Origin of the sequence: Rickettsia rickettsii (assembly GCF_001951015.1) — a bacterium.
In the GTDB taxonomy this organism is placed as follows: Bacteria; Pseudomonadota; Alphaproteobacteria; order Rickettsiales; family Rickettsiaceae; genus Rickettsia; species Rickettsia rickettsii.
The window spans coordinates 351085-369401 of sequence record NZ_CP018914.1; the positions used below are offsets into that span (position 1 = coordinate 351085).

Here is an 18317-nt window from a genome sequence, read left to right on the forward strand (position 1 = left end):
GATAAGTTTGTGGAGTGTTGCAGTTATGATGCGTAGATATTTTTTATTGTTGCTTTTTTTTATTACTAATTGTATTGATTGTTGTGCAGATATACAGCAAAGAATCAATGAAGCAGAAAAAGAATATTTCAGTAATAGGTTTTTAAATGCCGTTTTTATGTTTGCCGATGATTATAAACCTTTATTCACCGGTGCTAAAGGAATTTTTGCTTTAAATGGTGAGCAATTAAAAGCAAATGAAATGATGCCTATTGTTTCTGCTACAAAGCCTTTTACAGCAGCTGGAATCTTAAAATTACAAGAACAGGCATTATTAAATATTTTATAAATATCTTGATCCGGAAATGTGGGGTGGAAAAGTGCCGGATTGGGAATATAAAATATCTATCCATAATTTATTAACGCATAGTAGAGGTATTGCTGAATATTTTAGTTTTGTTAAACTTGATTTAAATATGCCTAAGAAAGAGATTAATAAGAAAATATTACAATTTGTTTCTTCTAAGCCTTTAGAAATATCTATAGGGAAAAAATTTAAATATAGTAATACTAATTTTGTTATACTCGGTATGATGATAGAAAAGGTGGCTAAAAAAGATTTAGCTAACTTTTTTTATGATGAATTTTTTAAACCGCTTAATATGAAATCTACTAGTTTTGCTTCATATAGTGAAGCCGCTAGAATCCAAAAAACATTATTAGTTCTAATTATCCGGTAAGATATTTTTTAACGCCTAATAATTAGTAATAAACCTATATTTACTCCTGTAACTGCTGATTTTTTAGCAGTTCCTTGTGCTGACGGTGGTATAATATCAACACCGGTTGATCTTATTAGATGGTATAGGGCATTAAATGAGGAGAAAATTCTTTCTAAGAAGTCGTATAAACTTATGACTACTAAATATTTTTTAGCACAAGATATAGAAGGGCGTAAGTCTTATATGGGTTACGGTATTTTTCTTACTGATCTTGATTCTAAGCGTTTAATGATTCATTATACGGGAAAAGCCCTTGGAATACAAAGTGAAGTAGGATGTGTTTTGCCTGATAATCTTTATTTTGCTATACTCAGTAATACTATGATAAAAATTCCTGAAGAAGAAAAAGATAAAATTGACATGAAAAATCCTTTAAATCAACTTGGAATAATTTATTTTAGAGAGAAGGAGGGGTTATACAACAAGTCTAATGCAGATAGTTACTTGGAATATTAATTCATTGCGTCTACGGATCGATTTATTAAGAAAATTAGCATATGAACATCAGCCGGATATTATTTTACTTCAAGAAACAAAGGTAGCTGACTCATTATTTCCTCTTGAAGTTATTAAAAATATAGGCTATGAACATGTAATATATTCAGGGCAGAAATCATATAACGGTGTTGCTATTATTTCAAAATTTCCTTTGAATAATGTTTTTTCATTGGAGTTATATAATAGTGATAAAAGGCATATAGCAGCTATGGTTAATGATATAGAAATACATAATTTTTATGTTCCTGCCGGCGGTGATATACCTGATATCGAGGTAAATACAAAATTTAAGCATAAGCTTGAATATATAAGGTTAATGCAGGAATGGTTAACGACTAACCGTACTAAAAACGATAAAATGATTATTGTTGGGGACTTGAACATTGCTCCGCATGAACATGATGTATGGTCTAGTAAGCAGTTGCGAAATGTTATCAGCCATACCGATATTGAACGCTCGTTATTGGTAGAGCTACAAAATGCGTTAGGTTTTATTGATAGTAGCAGACATTTCGTATCGCTTGACGAAAAATTTTATACTTGGTGGAGTTATAGAAATATAGATTGGAAAAAATCTAACAGAGGTAGAAGACTTGATCATATTTGGGTTAGCGATAATTTAAAAGGTGCATTATTTTCTATGCATTTACTATCAGAAGCACGTGATTGGTTTTCACCTTCGGATCATGTACCATATTTTGTGACTTTTAATTTACAGATGTCATCCCGTGGTCAAGCCACGGGATAACAATAGTCTTAAGGAGTAATTAGTGGATATTAAGTTAGGAAAATATAAGCCGACAAAGGAAGAATATATAAAAAGCTTTAAAGATATGCTCCTACTGCGTCGTTTTGAAGAAAAATGCGGTCAGTTATACGGAATGGGAGAAATCGGTGGTTTTTGTCATTTATATATAGGGCAAGAAGCAGTAATTTCTGCAGTAGATATGGTTAAACAAAAAGGTGATAGCACTATTACTAGCTATCGTGACCATGCTCATATTATTTTAGCAGGAACTGAGCCTAAGTATGTTCTTGCCGAGCTTATGGGGCGTGCTACAGGTTGCTCGAAAGGTAAGGGTGGCTCGATGCATTTATTTAATGTACCCCACAAATTTTACGGTGGACACGGTATAGTAGGGGCTCAAGTACCGATAGGTACAGGGCTTGCGTTTGCTGAAAAATATAACGATACGCATAATATCTGTTTTACTTTTTTAGGTGACGGTGCCGTTAATCAAGGTCAGGTATATGAAGCTTTTAATATGGCTGCTTTATGGGGTTTGCCGGTAGTTTATATTATTGAAAATAACGAATATTCGATGGGGACGTCTGTAGCACGTTCTACCTTTATGCGTGATTTATATAAGAAAGGGGCATCGTTTGGGATTAAAGGATTTCAGCTAGACGGTATGGATTTTAAAGAAATGTATGACGGCTCTAAGCAAGCAGCCGAGTATGTTAGAGAAAATAGCTTTCCTCTGATATTAGAGGTAAAAACTTATCGTTATCGTGGGCATTCGATGTCCGACCCGGCAAAATATCGTAGTAAAGAAGAAGTTGAGCAATATAAAGAGCGTGATCCGTTGGTAATAATAAGAAAAACGATACTCGACAATAAATATGTAACCGAAGCGGATTTAAAAGCAATAGAACAGTCGGTAAAAGAAATTGTGAAAGAAGCAGTAGAATTCTCAGAAAATTCACCGCTACCTGATGAAGGGGAGTTGTATACACAGGTGTACTGTTAAGGCGTCATTGCGAGGAAAAACTATAAGTTTTGACGACGCAATCTCAGAAATTTGTTATTATTTCATGAGATTGTCACGCAGCCTACGGCTGCTCGCAATGACGTTCACGCAGGCAAGCCTCCTTGCAATAACGTTTAATTTGATCAAATAAAAAAGAAAAATGCAAATAACGGTACGTGAAGCATTGCGTGATGCCATGCAAGAAGAGATGATAAGAGACGACAAGGTTTTTGTCATAGGCGAGGAAGTTGCAGAATATCAAGGAGCTTACAAGGTAACTCAAGGATTACTAGAGCGATTTGGTCCTAAGAGGGTAATTGATACACCGATAACGGAATATGGTTTTGCAGGGCTTGCAGTCGGAGCAGCTTTTGCAGGACTTCGCCCGATCGTAGAGTTTATGACCTTTAACTTTGCTATGCAAGCATTCGATCACATAGTTAATTCAGCGGCAAAAACACATTACATGTCAGGCGGGCAGGTCAAATGTCCGATAGTATTTAGAGGACCAAACGGAGCAGCAAGTAGAGTAGCTGCACAACATAGCCAAAATTATACAGCTTGCTATTCCCACATTCCGGGATTAAAAGTAGTAGCTCCTTATAGTGCAGCAGATCATAAAGGACTTATGCTTACAGCTATTAGGGACGATAATCCCGTTGTTTTTTTAGAAAATGAAATTTTATACGGTCATAGTTTTGACGTGCCGCAAACAATCGAGCCTATACCCTTTGGTCAGGCAAAAATTTTAAGAGAGGGTAGTAGTGTCACTATAGTAACTTTCTCGATTCAAGTAAAACTTGCCTTAGATGCTGCAAATGTTGTGCAGAATGATAATATTGATTGTGAGGTGATTGATCTTCGCACTATTAAACCGCTTGATACTGAGACAATAATAGAATCAGTGAAAAAAACTAATCGTTTAGTTGTAGTGGAAGAAGGGTGGTTTTTTGCAGGTGTTGGTGCAAGTATAGCTTCTATTGTTATGAAAGAAGCATTTGATTATTTAGATGCTCCGATAGAGATTGTAAGCGGTAAAGATCTTCCCCTTCCTTATGCTGTTAATTTAGAAACACTAGCTCTGCCGAGTGAGAGCGATGTAATAGAAGCCGTTAAAAAGGTTTGTTATTATAGTATTTAATGCATTAGCTTAGTTTTTTCGTCATTGCGAGCAACTGAAAGGAGCTTGGCAATCTCATAAAGCAAGATTCCAGAGATTGCTTTGTCAAAACTTACAGTTTTCCCTCGCAATGACGATGTCAACTTGTTTAGGCATATCTACTTTGCAGCTCTTTTACGGTCGTTAGGGTCAAGTAGAGCTTTACGTAAACGAATAGATTTCGGTGTGACTTCAACTCGCTCGTCATCTTGTATATAGCTGATTGCCTGCTCTAACGTTAAAAGCATTGGCGGAGTTAGCCTTATGGCTTCGTCTTTACCTGTTGCTCTAACGTTGCTCAGTTGTTTCGCTTTTAGTGGGTTTACCTCTAAATCATTATCACGATTATGTTCGCCGATAATCATGCCTCTATATACTTTGTCACTAGGGTTTATAAACATTTTCCCCCTTTCTTCTAGATTCCATAGAGCATATGCGACTGCTGCCCCGTCACCGTTAGAGATAAGCACACCGTTACGTCTTCCCTCGATATTTCCTTTATAATCAGCATATCCATGGAAAATACGATTCATAATCCCTGTGCCTCGTGTTTCGGTTAAAAACTGGCTGTGATAGCCGATTAACCCTCTAGACGGTCCGATAAACGTAACACGGCTTTTACCGCCGCCTGACGGCCTCATATCAGTCATTTCGGCTTTTCTCAGTGCTAAAGATTTTACGACTACTCCAACATAATCATCATCAACGTCAACTTGGATTTCTTCCATCGGTTCTTGCTTATTACCTTTCTCATCAGTTTGGAATAATACTTCGGGTCTGCTAATAGATAGCTCAAATCCTTCACGACGCATAGTTTCAATTAAGATCCCAAGTTGTAACTCACCACGCCCTGCAACTTGGAAAGCATTTTTCTCCGCAGCTTCAGTAACTTTTAAGGCCACGTTACTTTCAAGCTCACGCATTAACCTAGCTCCAATTAAGCTCGACGTAACTTTTGTCCCTTCGCTTCCTGCAAGCGGTGAGTCATTAACGCTAAAAGTCATGGATAAAGTCGGCGGATCGATAGGTAGAGACGGTACGGCCTCGGTTACATCAGGGGAGCAGATAGTATCGGCAACGTTGGCGTTTTCAACGCCTGCTACGGCAATAATATCGCCGGCTGTAGCATCATTTATAGCGATTCGCTCTAAGCCTCTAAAGGCTAATATTTTAGTGATACGTCCGGTTTCAAGTACTTTATTCTCACGATTTAATACTTTTACGTTTTGGTTAATTTTAACAGTGCCGCTTTGTACACGACCTGTTAAAACCCTACCGAAGAAAGAGTTATATTCTCTAGTAGTAACAAGCATAGAAAACGGTGCTTTGTCATTGGCTAAGGGTTTTGGTACATGCTGTACTATAAGGTCGAAAAGCGGTGTTAAATCATCTGCTAAATTGTCTAAAGGATTAATTTTATCATCAAATGTTAAAGATGCTCTACCTGCTCTACCTGATGCATAAACTATAGGGAAGTCAAGCTGATCGTTGTTTGCTTCAAGTGCCACAAATAGCTCAAATACTTCATCGATAACTTCTTTAATTCTTTGGTCATCTCTATCGATTTTATTAATAACGACAATAGGTTTTAAGCCGAGATTTAACGCTTTAGAAAGCACGAATTTTGTTTGCGGCATTGGTCCTTCCGATGCATCGACAAGTAGCACTACACCGTCAACCATGCTAAGGATGCGTTCTACTTCACCGCCAAAATCGGCGTGTCCTGGCGTATCCACTATATTGATACGGATATCGTTCCACATAAGAGCAGTGCATTTGGCAAGTATCGTGATTCCACGCTCACGCTCAAGATCGTTAGAGTCCATAGCACGCTCAGCAACTGCTTGGTTAGCTCTAAATGTTCCGCTTTGTTTAAGCATGTTATCAACAAGCGTAGTTTTTCCATGATCAACGTGGGCAATAATTGCTATATTACGAATAGATGTCATCTTTAAAAATTCTCACAAGTTTACAATAGTTTTTCGTATTATACACTAAAATACCAAAAATTGGAATATAAGTTCTTGAAAAAGAAATTGATTTAACTGTAAATTACTAAGAATTTTTAAACTTTAAAATAAGAGAAATTAATGAACGATAATACAGTTTTATTTATATTTGATTGTGACAATACTTTAGTTGGACATTCGCATAATTATATCGGAGAGAGGTTAGGAGGTTTAATAGCACGTAATATACAACATCGCTTTTTTAGCTCCTATGAAGAACGAGAGCAAGAAAAAGTTAGGCTTGAGCAAAAATTTTCTATAGAGCTGATGGAGAAATTCCTAGATAATGAAAATTTAGGTTGGAAAATGAAGAGCAAATAGCACGCCTTTTTAAGAATATTATATAAAATAGCTATAGCATCATTTAATGATTATCCTCATGCTGTAAAATATGCATTAGCAATGTTACTAGGAAAGGAAGATGCAGCAAAAATTTATATCAAATCACCTTTACCTTATAATAATTTTGAAGAAATACAAAATTGTACTAAAAAAGAATATATAAGAGAAATAATTAATAATACCGAAATAACTGTCAATGCTGCAAAAGACTATGGTATTACAGTAGTTTTGGTTAAGAACAAAGGAACAGAGCATATTCATGAAGCTTTTTTTATATGAATTTAATGAAATGAACAGCATGAAATTTATATTGAGCTAGAAGAACCATCTACTGAACCTTTGTTTAGTGATGGAGAGAGTACCTATTTAAGTCCTGAAGCAATAAAAGCTATTTCGTTTGAACCTATTTCTAGTTATTATTATTCGGATGGCGAATATATACCATGGGGAGGCGGGAATGTGCCAATGTTAGGTAAAGGTTAAGTTTTTAATTATAGACAAATTGCTTGATGTTATTTATTCTTAGATTAATAAGGGTGTTGCTCCAGTGTCATTCCCACGTAGGCGGGAATCCAGTCATCTTGAATGTCATCCCGCGACTTGATCGCGGAATCTCAGGATACTGCCTGTGACACAAGATCCCGTGGTCAAGCCATGGGATGACAATTCTAGCCGATACCGTTTAACCTAAAAGGATCAAGGATGATATACCGGATATTATTTTTATGCATATTCATAATAAATTGCTCAACGATTACGGAGGCACAAAATGTGCCAATTAAAGAAGATAATTTTAAAGTTAGAGTAGCTGTTGCTGATGTACAATCTATATTGGAAGGTTCGATCGCTATAAAAGATTTGCGTAATAAAATCGAAAAGCTTAATCATAAAATTCAAGAGAATATTGCTGCAAAAGAAGCAGAATTTAAACCGCTGGAAGAGAAGCTGCTAAATGAGCGTTCTCATTTAAGTGAAACTGAATTTGAGCATAAAGTAAACGAATTTAATGCAAAAGTTAGCCATGTGAGAAAAGAAATTCAGATTAAGAAAACAAAACTTGAACAAGCCCACGCTGAGGCTATGAGTAGAGTCCATGAAACAACTATTACAATAATTAGTGAACTTGCTGAGAAATATAACCTTAATTTGGTAATTCCAAGTGCTCAAGTCTTATATGCCAAAAATAATTTGAATATAACTTCCGAAGTGACTTTTATGTTGAATGAGAGATTAAAAGAAGTAACGATAAACTATTGATAGTGTTGTATGGATTTTGGTGTGTCATGCCCGCGTAGGTGGTAATCCAGAAAAATAACTTCAATATTGATACAGAAGTTACATATTTGATAAAATAAATCTATAAAAACTAGTTTTTATAGATTTTACTGGATTCCCGTCTACGCGGGAATGATATAAACAAGAGAGTATTTAATATGGCAGAATTTACACCGATTACAATTGCATACGGGGACGGTATAGGTCCTGAAATAATGGAGGCAGTGCTTTATATATTACGTAAAGCCGAGGCTCGTATTCGTTTAGAAACCATTGAAGTAGGTGAAAAGCTTTACAAGAAGCATTATACTTCAGGCATAAGCGAGGAAAGCTGGGAATCAATACAACGCACCGGTATTATACTTAAAGCCCCGATTACTACTCCGCAAGGTGGAGGATATAAAAGTTTAAATGTCACGATTCGTAAAACATTACAGCTTTTTGCTAATATTCGTCCTGCCGTTTCGTTTCATCCTTTTACTAGAACATTACATCCAAATTTGAACCTAACTATTATACGTGAGAATGAGGAAGATTTATACGCAGGTATAGAATACCGTCAAACGCATAATATGTATGAGTCAATGAAGTTGATAAGTCATACAGGATGTGAGAAGATTATTAGATATGCTTTTGAATATGCAGTAAAAAATAACCGTAAAAAAGTCATGTGTTTAAGCAAAGATAATATTATGAAATTTTCCGATGGGGTTTTGCATAAAGTATTTAATGAGATTGCAAAAGAATACCCGCAAATTAATAACGCGCATTATATTATCGATATCGGGACGGCAAGGCTTGCTACCAAACCGGAAATATTTGACGTTATCGTAACTTCTAATTTATACGGTGATATCATATCTGACGTAGCTGCTGAAATTTCAGGCTCGGTAGGTCTTGCAGGTTCTGCAAATATTGGGCAGCATTATGCGATGTTTGAAGCGGTACATGGAAGTGCTCCCGATATTGCCGGTAAAGATATCGCAAATCCGTCAGGGCTTTTAAATGCTGCAATAATGATGCTAGTACATATAGGGCAGGGTGATATCGCTACATTAATCGAAAATGCTTGGAAAAAAACTATAGAGGATGGCGTTCATACAGCCGATATATATAACGAGCAGAGTTCTAGTAAAAAAGTCGGTACAAAAGAATTTGCCGAAGAAGTAACAAAAAGATTAGGACAGTTACCGACAAAGCTACCTAAAGCAGATTATCCCTTAATTGCTGAGAAGCAAGAAAGCAATATAGATTATAAAATTGATACTAAAGAAGTTAAGAAATTGGTTGGTACGGATATATTTGTGAATATGAATGTATCTTCGGCTCATGATATAGCAGATAAAATTAATAAACTTGATCTTGGTAATTTTGAGTTAAAAACAATCTCGTCAAAAGGATTAAAGCTGTGGCCTCGTGATACAAGGTTTGAAACTGTTTCCGATCATTGGTGTTGTCGTTTTATGAATAAAGACGGCACCGAAATAAAGCATTTAGATATAACAAGATTGCTTGAAGCTTTAAGCACAGCAAATATCGATTTTATCAAAGTAGAGAATCTGTTTGAATTTGACGGGGTTGCAGGTTATAGCTTGGCTCAAGGTGAGTAAAAACGTCATTGCGAGTGAACTTTAGTTCGTGAGGCAATCTCAGGACTTGTGCATGAGATTGCTTCGTCAATTATTTTATAATTTCCTCGCAATGATGAAAAAAGGATAAACACAATGACACTATACTATATAGGAATTTTATTAGTAATTATTGGATTATTTGCTATATTTTCAGGAATAATCGGTTTTTTTAGATTTCCTGATTTTTATACTAAATTACATGCAGCAAGTGTTATTGAGAGTTTCGGCGTGCCTATTTGCTTAATAGGTTTTGCGTGCATTGAAGCAGATATTGTGAACTCTGTTAAATTAATTTTAGCGGCTTTATTGATTTTTATACTAAATCCGGTAGCAACTCATGCACTTGGTAAAGCATCTTTATTTATGAAAATTAGAGCTGATAGTACCGTCATTGCAAGGAAAATTACGAAGTAATTGACGAAGCAATCTCAGGATACTTGATAAAATTGCCACGTCGAAATTACGTTTCTCCTCGCAATGACGTTAAATTTTAATAACCATATGACAGTAAAGACAGCTTTAAATTTTGATCTCGGCAATTACCTACTTAACTTAATTGCTTTTTTATTGATCTTAATCTCGATAAAAATAATTTTTGCTAAAGATTTACTAAATGCAGTGATTGTTGCTTCTGTATTTAGCTTATTAATTGGTGTATCCTATCTTATTATGGATGCTCCTGATGTCGCAATGACCGAGGCAGCACTTGGAGCTTGCTTATCAACATGCGTATATTTGAATTTGTTGCGTAAATTACCTTCGGATTTAAAGAATATTGAGAGAACTAATATTATTCCAGCAAGTTTAATATGTTTATTGTTTGTAGTAACTCTTGCTTATATGGGGCTAGAATTACCGAATTACGGTGATGATAATGCTCCTATTCATATGCATTCAAGTAAATATTATATCGAAAATACCTCTAGAGATATAGGTATACCTTCTTTTGTTGCGGCTATTCTTGCAAGTTATCGTGGATATGATACTTTAGGTGAAACTAGCGTAATTTTAATTGCAGGAATTGCCGTGCTGTTGATATTTTCAAGAAAGTCTGATGATGCCATACCGCGACTTGATCTCGGTATCTCAGGACACAGCAGGCGATACAAGATCCCGTGGTCAAGCCACGGGATGACAAATCCAATAATAAAATATATTACTAGTTTTATAATACCTTATATAATTTTATATAGTATATATATTCAGCTTAACGGTGAGTCTTCGCCGGGTGGTGGGTTTCAAGCAGGTGTTATATTTGCATCTAGCCTTATTGCTTATGATTTAGTTTACGGTAATCGAAAATTAAGCCGATATTTTCCTCCTAACGTGCTAGTTTGTATTGCGGTTTTAGGTGTAGCAATATATGCAATTGTAGGAACAATATCACTCTTTTTTAACGATAATTATTTAAATTATTATTCACTAACAAATTTTATCAATGATAAGCTACTTGCTCAGCATATTGCGATAGTTATTGTTGAAATTGGTATAGGTTTAACTGTTGCAGCTATTATGTACTTAATTTACAACGTATTTAATAATTATGAATAGTCTATTTGTACTAATTAAGCGTGAATTGATAGTGCAGAATCGCATTAATAATATAATAAAATATCTAGTTATATTTTTTTTATTTTGCATAATTAGTACTGTTTTAATTAACAGTGAAAGGGATATTAACAAATTCGGTTTAATTTTTTCGGTCATTTGTTTATTAATTTCATTAATCGGTTTTTCTTCGGTTATATTTAAATCTGATTTGGAAGACGGAAGCTTAGAGTTATTATTATCAATTGTTAGTCATGAAAAAATTATATTGGCTAAATTTTTTGCTATATTTATCAGTAGTACGATAGGGCTGGTTTTTGTTTTACCCATTATTTATGTCTTGTTTGATAAAACTTTGCTTGAGATAATATTTTTCTTTATTAGTGTATGGATGATATTAGTGTTATCAAGTAGTTTAGTAGTGTTATCCGGTAGCGTGCAATGTTATTTTAAGAAGAATGCTAACTTTGTCGGTACGTTTATCATGCCGTTATTAATTCCGAATATTATAATGACAGGTTTAATATTACAGGATAATAACTTACAATTAATTTTTATTATGATAGGAATTAATTTAGTATTTTTACCGATTTCATTCTTCTTGAGTTCCTGTTTAATTAAAAATATTTATAATATTACGTGATTTTGCTTTATTTTTACTAATGTAGTGATATAAAATAAGATGAATATTATTAATAAATTTTTTGAGCAAAATATATGTGGCAGGCTTTACGAAGGTTAATGGCAGCAAATCCTATGGGATTTTTTCTGTGGTCTATTATCACTAAATGGTATTTAATTATAGCGGTTGCTTCCTTAATTACTTTATATTATACAGTATTGGGCTTAAAAAAAATTGGGTTTATAGATTATTTTACTGAAACTACAGTCGAGATATTAGATACAACTAAAGCAGTTGCTCAAAATTGTACTACAAAACTCGGTCCTAATTGGAATCGTTTAGTTAGTTTTTGGAATTGCTTAAGTGATCCTGGCGAATATAAGCATGAAGAAGGGACAGGAGCACGAGTGTTAGAAGATAAAATAAATAAACTTACGCCAAAACAAGCAGATAGTGTTGCAGATGCTGAACGTCCTATAATAAATCCTTATGAAGCACGAGAAAATCCAAATAATCTTAATAATACCCCAAGCGGTAGTAATAATAATTAATTTATGTCACTTTAATATTATATGTCGGATACTGAAGATAATAAAAACAAACAAACAACACGTCGTGATTTTATGGTTCTAACGGCTAGTAGTGTTGCAGCAATTGGGGCAGCATGTACTCTTTGGCCTCTCGTTGATTCTTTGAATCCTTCTGCAGACGTGCTAGCTTTATCATCAATTGAGGTTGATTTATCAAATATTGCGGTAGGTCAAACAGTTACGGTTAAATGGCAAGGTAAACCGGTTTTTATCACTAACCGTACGTCTGACAAAATAGCTGAAGCAAGAGCCGTGAAAATGTCAGAGCTGATTGATCCTGAAGCAGATGAAGCACGTGTGAAAGCAGGGCATGATAATTGGCTGGTGACGATCGGGATCTGCACGCATTTAGGTTGTGTACCGCTTGCTAATCAAGGTGAATATGATGGATGGTTCTGTCCGTGCCATGGTTCACAATATGATTCTTCAGGTAGAGTTAGAAGAGGTCCTGCTCCTTTAAATTTAGCTGTGCCGCCTTACACTTTTATTAGCGACAAAAAAATTAGAATCGGGTAATTATTTATGAATGAAGATATTACCCCTAAAAAGCCTAATGCTATTATAGAATGGATAGATTATCGTCTTCCTATTTTTGCGTTCCTAAAGCATTTTAGTCATTATCAAACTCCGAAAAATCTTAGCTATTTGTGGAATTTAGGCTCTATTGCCGGTATTGCGTTAGTGATTCAGATAATCACCGGCGTCATACTTGCTATGCATTATACTCCGCATGTTGATCATGCTTTCGATAGTGTTGAGCGAATCATGCGTAACGTGAATTACGGTTGGTTACTGCGTTATACTCATGCGGTAGGTGCATCGATGTTTTTTGCTGCCGTATACTTACACATAGCAAGAGGTTTGTATTACGGCTCTTATAAAGCACCTAGAGAACTGCTTTGGCATATCGGTATCATCATTTTTCTAACCATGATGGCTACTGCTTTCATGGGTTACGTGCTTCCTTGGGGGCAGATGAGCTACTGGGGAGCAACGGTTATTACTAATTTATTTTCCGCTATTCCGTTAATAGGGGAATTCATAGTTACGTGGTTATGGGGTGGTTTTTCTGTTGATAACCCGACATTAAATAGGTTCTTCTCACTACATTATTTATTGCCGTTTATTATTGTTGCTTTAGTGATGCTGCATTTAGTGGCCTTGCATCAGCATGGTTCAAATAACCCAAAAGGTATAGATGTTAAAAGCCCTAAAGATACTATTCCGTTCCACCCTTATTATACCGTAAAGGATTTTGTCGGTTTCGGAGTTTATTTCATAATATTTGCCTATTTTATTTTTTACGAACCTAATTATTTAGGACATCCCGATAATTACATTCCAGCAAATCCGTTAGTAACGCCTGCCCACATTGTCCCTGAATGGTATTTTCTGCCGTTTTATGCAATACTTAGAGCCGTGCCGTCTAAGCTCGGTGGGGTGCTATTAATGTTCGGAAGTATATTTGTGTTATTGTTACTACCTTGGCTTGATACTTCAAAAGTTAGAAGTAGCAATTATAGACCGATATACCGAATGGCTTTTTGGATATTTATGGCAGATTGTTTATTGCTTGGTTATTTAGGTGGGCAACCGGCAGAAGAGCCGTATATTACCATTAGCCGTTTTGCTGCTTGTTATTACTTTTTTCATGTCTTAGTAGCTCTGCCGCTGATAGGTAAATATGAAAAACCTCTGCCATTGCCGGAGGAGTTGTAAGAGTTAAGTCATTGCAAAGAGATGTCATTGCGAGGAAATTGCATAGCAATTGACGAAGCAATCTCAGGAGTTTGTTATTATTTCATGAGATTGCCTTGCAGCCTATGGCTGCTCGCATTTATGAAGTAACCAATAGTATATTATAGTAACTAATAAGCAAAATGGTATACTCTATACTGGTGTTACTTTTAATTGAATAAAAAGAATATATCAACACAAAAATGATACAATTAAGGAGTTTAGTAAAAATTGCAAAATTTTAGTATTTTATGAAATTCATCAACTATGAATTCAGCAATAAATAGAGAAAAACAAATTAAAGCCGGTTTAAGAAATAAAAAAATTAAATTAATAGAATAAATTGCAAGGAAAGACAAAATCTCAACACAACAATCTTATAAAATAATATATAAATTCGTGAGATTGCTTCGTCAACATTTGCAATTTGTCCTTGCAATGACGACTCAAAAAAATTTATGAAAACTAAACTACTGATCTCTATCATCATACTACTAACTTCGTGCTTAAGTTTAGCCAACGAAGAAGTATTACATCCAAAAAAGATGACATGGTCGTTTGACGGCATATTTGGTACAGTTAATCGTGAAGCAGCACAAAGAGGTTTTCAGGTCTATAAAGAAGTTTGTAGTGTCTGCCACGGTTTAAACAATTTATATTACCGTAATCTTAAAGATATCGGCTTTTCGGATGATGAGATAAAAGAGATTGCCAAAGGCTATATGATACAAGACGGACCTAATGATGATGGTGAAATGTTTGACCGCCCCGCTCTTCCCTCTGATCGTTTTGTACCTCCTTACCCTAATGAGCAAGCAGCAAGAGCAGCTAATAACGGTGCCCATCCTCCTGATTTATCGTTGATAATAAAAGCACGTCATGACGGAGCTAATTATATATATTCGCTACTTACCGGCTATACCGAACCGCCGGCAGATTTTAAGCTGATGCAGGGAACTCATTATAATCCCTATTTCCCTGGCGAGCAAATAGCAATGCCGCCGCCGCTTACAGATGGGCAGGTAACCTATATGGACGGTACTAACGCAAGTGTAGAGCAGATGTCGCAAGATATTGTGGTATTTCTACAATGGGCAGCTGAGCCGGAAATGGAACATCGTAAATCTATGGGTCTTAAAGTTATGATGTTTTTAGCGGTATTTACTATCTTTTTCTATATTGCAAAAAACCGCATTTGGTCTAATTTAAAGTAATTGTTGAGTGGATCAGTTTTCCTATTATTGGCGTTATTGCATGAATCATTAAACATGTTCAATGTCATTTCTGTGAAAGCAGGAATCTAGTTTTTTAATCTAATTATATACTAAATTTTTATATAGTTTGCTGTGTTTTTATCATTTTTTACTGGATTCCTGCTTTCGCAGAAATGACATAAATAATCAGTCCATGCTGCCCCTTTTTGCCTCTTTCTTAGTATAATGACTTATCTTTGCTATACTTATCCTAAAATTTATATAGATAGGTATTTATGATTACTTTACTTGTGGCGATAACAGGATTTATGAGTTCAATAATTCCTGAAATTTTGAAAATATATAAAGATATTAACGACACAAAACACGAGATAAATATTTTAGACCGTCAAATTGCTAATAACAAAAACTTAATCAGTCTAAAACTTTTACAGAGCTGACCATATCACAAGAAATGGCAGAGTAATATTCTCTTTACTCCACTTATAAATCAGGTGTTAGTTGGGTTGATGCTTTAAATTGCTCGGTAAGACCAGTGCTTGCCTATAGCTTTTTTGCAATGTATGGAGGAGTTAAATATGTTCAATATAAATCGTTAAAAAGTTCTGCTCTGCTAGTTGAATATCTAGATATATTATTGGGCATAGAAGATCAAACTATTTTTGCGGAGATTATTAGTTTTTATTTTGGGCAGAGTACTTTCAGCAAATTATGGAAATATAAGACTTGAATTTTAAATAGATAATTTTATATATTTAAATATATAACTAACAAAATTAATGGTGGTTTTATGTTAAAGAGCGTAAGATTATATATTCCGTCTATAGCAGCTATGATTTTATCTAGTAATATTGCAATAGCTAATAAGAATTATGATTCCGGTAATGCAACGCCACTGCGTCAGGTAGCAGATTTAATAGATAATCAAATTACAAATATTGATAATTTATTTAAAAATAGATTGCTGCTTTATGAATCTAATAGCATAAAAAGCAATTTTATTACTAAAGATAAGCAGTATATTATTGTTATGGAAGTACCTGGCTTTGATAAAAGTCAAATTAAGGTTAAAGTAAACGGTAATAAATTATTTATTACAGGGAATATAGAAGAAAAAAATAAAGCTGATGATTCAGATAATTATATGAATAAAAATTTTAATTATGTAATATCATTATATGAAGATGTAGATAAGGCAAATATCTCTTCAAGCCTTAAGAATGGAATACTTACTATTATTCTACCTCGTATTGAGATTAAAGAACAAGAAGCAAGAGAGATAGTCATTGATTAATCAAACATTGCTAAATATTAGCATTTAATTTTTCTGAAACAAAACCTTTCTCTATATAGTTAGGTAATTTTATTAGCTCATGCTTTAGTTCATTATCTACTCCTATGGTTTCAAATTTTCGATCGACTAAGAAAATTATAGGTTTAGTGTTATGAATAAAGAAGAAGTCAAAATTCGGTTTGTTATCAAAATATCGATTAACACGAGAACAATGATAAGCATGAGTAACAATAGCAATTTCGGCATTGCTTAAGTCAATATTACCGTTTTCATGCTCTTTATATAGAGTGTTAAATTGTCCGCGCCGGTATTGGTTTGGTATTCCGGCAGCGTAAAAATATAAAAATTTTCTTTTGGATAATCGGTAATAATATTTTTATCAAGCGCTTCTTGTAGTAATTTATTATCATACGCTCCGCCGTTAAACAAAATCATCGGTCCGTATTTTTTCAATTCTTCATATGTTAGGCTAGATATTTGCTTATCAAGTTTTTTATTTGCTACTTCTCTTGCAATCTCTATCTATGCCACGCCTCATCCTATTATATCCATCCTCTTTATCTGCAGCCTCTATATTTTGAGTATCGGAATTGATAGGTATTTTGATATAAGAATGTCTTGTGGATTTTTTCATTAGCAGGCTCAAACTCTAGATTATTTACGGTTATTACCTGCTCAAAATGTTTATCTTGAGTAAATTTTTGATAACTCTGAAATCCTAGATCGAGGCTATAGCTATAATAAATATAGAAATAGCAGTAGTAAAGTTTTTCTCGTTTTTCATGTTGCGATAAAAATAATAAGATTGAAATATGAAAAGGTCATGCCAAAGCTTGACCATGGTATCAAGATAACTTTTAGTAATTTATTCGCTTTTTAGCTTTGCTAGATCTTGAGGGGTAGGCAGGAATTTTTCAAGCTTTTTAGGTAATGTTGCTGTAAGCTTAAATTGTGATACTCCTATTGGTTTTTGGATGCCTTCTATAGCGTATTCTACAGTAATACCTTGTTTTTCTTCGCACAAAATTAATCCAATTGTAGGATTGTCTGAATTATCTTTAATTGTGCACTCCATTAAATTAAGATAAAAATTTAGTGTACCGGCATATTCCGGCTTAAACTTGCCGGTTTTTAATTCAATAACAACATACATAGCATTTGAGTTTTATGTGATAAAAAACTAAATCCAAATAATAATCTTCTCCCTCAAGTTCTATATGATACTGATTGCCAACAAATACAAAACCTTGTCCTAACTCTAATAAAAAGTTTTTAATATTATCTATCAATTTATTTTCTAAATCTCGTTCTATTATTTTACCTTGAATATCTAAAAATTCTAAGTTATACGGTTCTTTTATAATCGACCTGGCTAAATCGGACTATAGCTCAGGTAAAGTATTGGAAAAGTTATTTATACCTTTCGCTGACCTTTCATGTAAGTTACTTTTAATTTGCAAAAATAATACATTTCTTGACCAAGCATTTTCGATGGTTTGTTGTGCATACCAAATTCTTTGATTTATATTTTTTAGTTTTGAAAAAATAATAATATTATGACTCCATGCGATTTCTCCAACAGGCGGTTGGAGAATTTGGTCATTATTATATGCTGCAAAAAACTGACGCATATAAGAAAGGTTTTGATATGATAATCCTTGCATTTTAGGAAATTCTTTACACAAATCATCAGAAATATTTTGAATCACTTTTGATCCCCATTTTTCTTTATTCTGACGTACTAAAATTAATTTTCCTATATGCCAATAAAGAACTATCAATTCTTTATTTGCTGCTAAATGGCCTCTAATACGAGCTTTGCTAATTTCTTGTTTTAAATTTTTGATTAAATTAGTATATGATTCATTACTTAAAGTATTGCTCAT

Annotated in this window: 22 protein-coding genes and 3 pseudogenes; 19 read left to right on the forward strand and 6 right to left on the reverse strand. The window is 34.3% G+C overall.

Going from position 1 to position 18317, the window contains the following annotated elements; all coding sequences use genetic code 11:
- Positions 1–25 precede the first annotated feature (25 nt).
- The 5 genes and pseudogenes from BTU51_RS09680 (at position 26) to BTU51_RS02005 (ending at position 4151) form a co-directional block, all read left to right on the forward strand.
- Positions 26–328 carry a beta-lactamase family protein gene (locus tag BTU51_RS09680; protein WP_250637614.1) on the forward strand — a complete coding sequence of 101 codons (303 nt, stop codon included), beginning with the start codon at positions 26–28 and terminating at the stop codon, positions 326–328.
- 16 nt (positions 329–344) lie between these two features.
- Positions 345–1217, forward strand: a pseudogene (locus tag BTU51_RS01985) (serine hydrolase domain-containing protein).
- Positions 1192–2007 carry an exodeoxyribonuclease III gene (gene xth, locus BTU51_RS01990; RefSeq protein WP_012150559.1) on the forward strand — a complete coding sequence of 272 codons (816 nt, stop codon included), beginning with the start codon at positions 1192–1194 and terminating at the stop codon, positions 2005–2007. The pseudogene BTU51_RS01985 and the gene xth overlap by 26 nt, the downstream one beginning before the upstream one ends.
- A 22-nt stretch (positions 2008–2029) precedes the next feature.
- Positions 2030–3010: a pyruvate dehydrogenase (acetyl-transferring) E1 component subunit alpha gene (gene pdhA, locus BTU51_RS01995; protein WP_012150560.1), complete on the forward strand. Its 981-nt coding sequence runs from the start codon at positions 2030–2032 to the stop codon at positions 3008–3010.
- Positions 3011–3170: 160 nt separating this feature from the next.
- Positions 3171–4151 (forward strand): pyruvate dehydrogenase complex E1 component subunit beta, encoded by a 981-nt coding sequence (locus BTU51_RS02005; RefSeq protein ID WP_012150561.1) that lies wholly within the window; start codon positions 3171–3173, stop codon positions 4149–4151.
- Positions 4152–4288: 137 nt separating this feature from the next.
- Here the strand turns inward: BTU51_RS02005 and typA are convergent, their stop codons facing one another.
- A complete protein-coding gene (gene typA, locus BTU51_RS02010) occupies positions 4289–6118 on the reverse strand; it encodes a translational GTPase TypA (RefSeq protein ID WP_012150562.1) in 1830 nt (609 codons plus the stop codon).
- A 141-nt stretch (positions 6119–6259) separates the two neighbouring features.
- Between typA and BTU51_RS02015 the strand changes: the two genes are divergently transcribed.
- The 14 genes from BTU51_RS02015 (at position 6260) to BTU51_RS02085 (ending at position 16431) form a co-directional block, all read left to right on the forward strand.
- Positions 6260–6499: a hypothetical protein gene (locus BTU51_RS02015; RefSeq protein ID WP_012150563.1), complete on the forward strand. Its 240-nt coding sequence runs from the start codon at positions 6260–6262 to the stop codon at positions 6497–6499.
- 81 nt (positions 6500–6580) lie between these two features.
- Positions 6581–6799, forward strand: a complete 219-nt coding sequence (locus tag BTU51_RS02020; RefSeq protein WP_012150564.1) for a hypothetical protein — start codon at positions 6581–6583, stop codon at positions 6797–6799.
- A 60-nt stretch (positions 6800–6859) separates the two neighbouring features.
- Positions 6860–7003 (forward strand): hypothetical protein, encoded by a 144-nt coding sequence (locus BTU51_RS08495; RefSeq protein ID WP_012150565.1) that lies wholly within the window; start codon positions 6860–6862, stop codon positions 7001–7003.
- 219 nt (positions 7004–7222) lie between these two features.
- Positions 7223–7777, forward strand: a complete 555-nt coding sequence (locus tag BTU51_RS02025; protein ID WP_012262288.1) for an OmpH family outer membrane protein — start codon at positions 7223–7225, stop codon at positions 7775–7777.
- Positions 7778–7953: 176 nt separating this feature from the next.
- Complete coding sequence (locus BTU51_RS02030; RefSeq protein ID WP_012150566.1) at positions 7954–9405, forward strand: NADP-dependent isocitrate dehydrogenase; 1452 nt, start codon at positions 7954–7956, stop codon at positions 9403–9405.
- Positions 9406–9519: 114 nt separating this feature from the next.
- Positions 9520–9840 carry a Na+/H+ antiporter subunit G gene (locus BTU51_RS02035; protein ID WP_004996272.1) on the forward strand — a complete coding sequence of 107 codons (321 nt, stop codon included), beginning with the start codon at positions 9520–9522 and terminating at the stop codon, positions 9838–9840.
- A 63-nt stretch (positions 9841–9903) separates the two neighbouring features.
- Positions 9904–10977, forward strand: a complete 1074-nt coding sequence (locus BTU51_RS02040; protein WP_012150567.1) for a DUF4040 domain-containing protein — start codon at positions 9904–9906, stop codon at positions 10975–10977.
- Complete coding sequence (locus BTU51_RS02045) at positions 10970–11617, forward strand: heme exporter protein CcmB (protein ID WP_012150568.1); 648 nt, start codon at positions 10970–10972, stop codon at positions 11615–11617. The genes BTU51_RS02040 and BTU51_RS02045 overlap by 8 nt, the downstream gene beginning before the upstream one ends.
- Before the next feature lie 74 nt (positions 11618–11691).
- Positions 11692–12147 (forward strand): DUF2670 domain-containing protein, encoded by a 456-nt coding sequence (locus tag BTU51_RS02050; RefSeq protein WP_012150569.1) that lies wholly within the window; start codon positions 11692–11694, stop codon positions 12145–12147.
- 21 nt (positions 12148–12168) lie between these two features.
- Positions 12169–12702: a ubiquinol-cytochrome c reductase iron-sulfur subunit gene (petA, locus tag BTU51_RS02055; protein ID WP_012150570.1), complete on the forward strand. Its 534-nt coding sequence runs from the start codon at positions 12169–12171 to the stop codon at positions 12700–12702.
- A 6-nt stretch (positions 12703–12708) separates the two neighbouring features.
- The gene (locus BTU51_RS02060) at positions 12709–13905 is read left to right on the forward strand and encodes a cytochrome b (RefSeq protein ID WP_012150571.1); all 1197 of its coding nucleotides are present in this window, start codon (positions 12709–12711) and stop codon (positions 13903–13905) included.
- Between the two features lie 476 nt (positions 13906–14381).
- A complete protein-coding gene (locus tag BTU51_RS02075; RefSeq protein ID WP_012262290.1) occupies positions 14382–15137 on the forward strand; it encodes a cytochrome c1 in 756 nt (251 codons plus the stop codon).
- Between the two features lie 275 nt (positions 15138–15412).
- A complete protein-coding gene (locus BTU51_RS02080) occupies positions 15413–15577 on the forward strand; it encodes a hypothetical protein (RefSeq protein ID WP_230453512.1) in 165 nt (54 codons plus the stop codon).
- Between the two features lie 350 nt (positions 15578–15927).
- Positions 15928–16431 (forward strand): Hsp20/alpha crystallin family protein, encoded by a 504-nt coding sequence (locus tag BTU51_RS02085; protein WP_012150575.1) that lies wholly within the window; start codon positions 15928–15930, stop codon positions 16429–16431.
- Between the two features lie 249 nt (positions 16432–16680).
- Here BTU51_RS02085 and BTU51_RS02090 read toward each other — a convergent pair whose 3' ends face one another.
- The 5 genes and pseudogenes from BTU51_RS02090 to BTU51_RS02105 all read right to left on the reverse strand — a co-directional run bounded on the left by BTU51_RS02090 (position 16681) and on the right by BTU51_RS02105 (position 18317).
- Positions 16681–16866, reverse strand: coding sequence for a hypothetical protein (locus tag BTU51_RS02090; protein ID WP_012150576.1), 186 nt, complete (start codon positions 16864–16866; stop codon positions 16681–16683).
- A 58-nt stretch (positions 16867–16924) separates the two neighbouring features.
- Complete coding sequence (locus tag BTU51_RS08500) at positions 16925–17065, reverse strand: hypothetical protein (RefSeq protein ID WP_012150577.1); 141 nt, start codon at positions 17063–17065, stop codon at positions 16925–16927.
- A gap of 231 nt (positions 17066–17296) precedes the next feature.
- Positions 17297–17621, reverse strand: a pseudogene (locus BTU51_RS02095) (PDDEXK nuclease domain-containing protein).
- Between the two features lie 15 nt (positions 17622–17636).
- Positions 17637–17795, reverse strand: a pseudogene (locus BTU51_RS09885) (PDDEXK nuclease domain-containing protein); the annotation flags it as partial.
- 18 nt (positions 17796–17813) lie between these two features.
- Entirely contained in the window at positions 17814–18317 is a 504-nt protein-coding gene (locus tag BTU51_RS02105; RefSeq protein WP_012150579.1) for a DUF1016 N-terminal domain-containing protein, read from the reverse strand.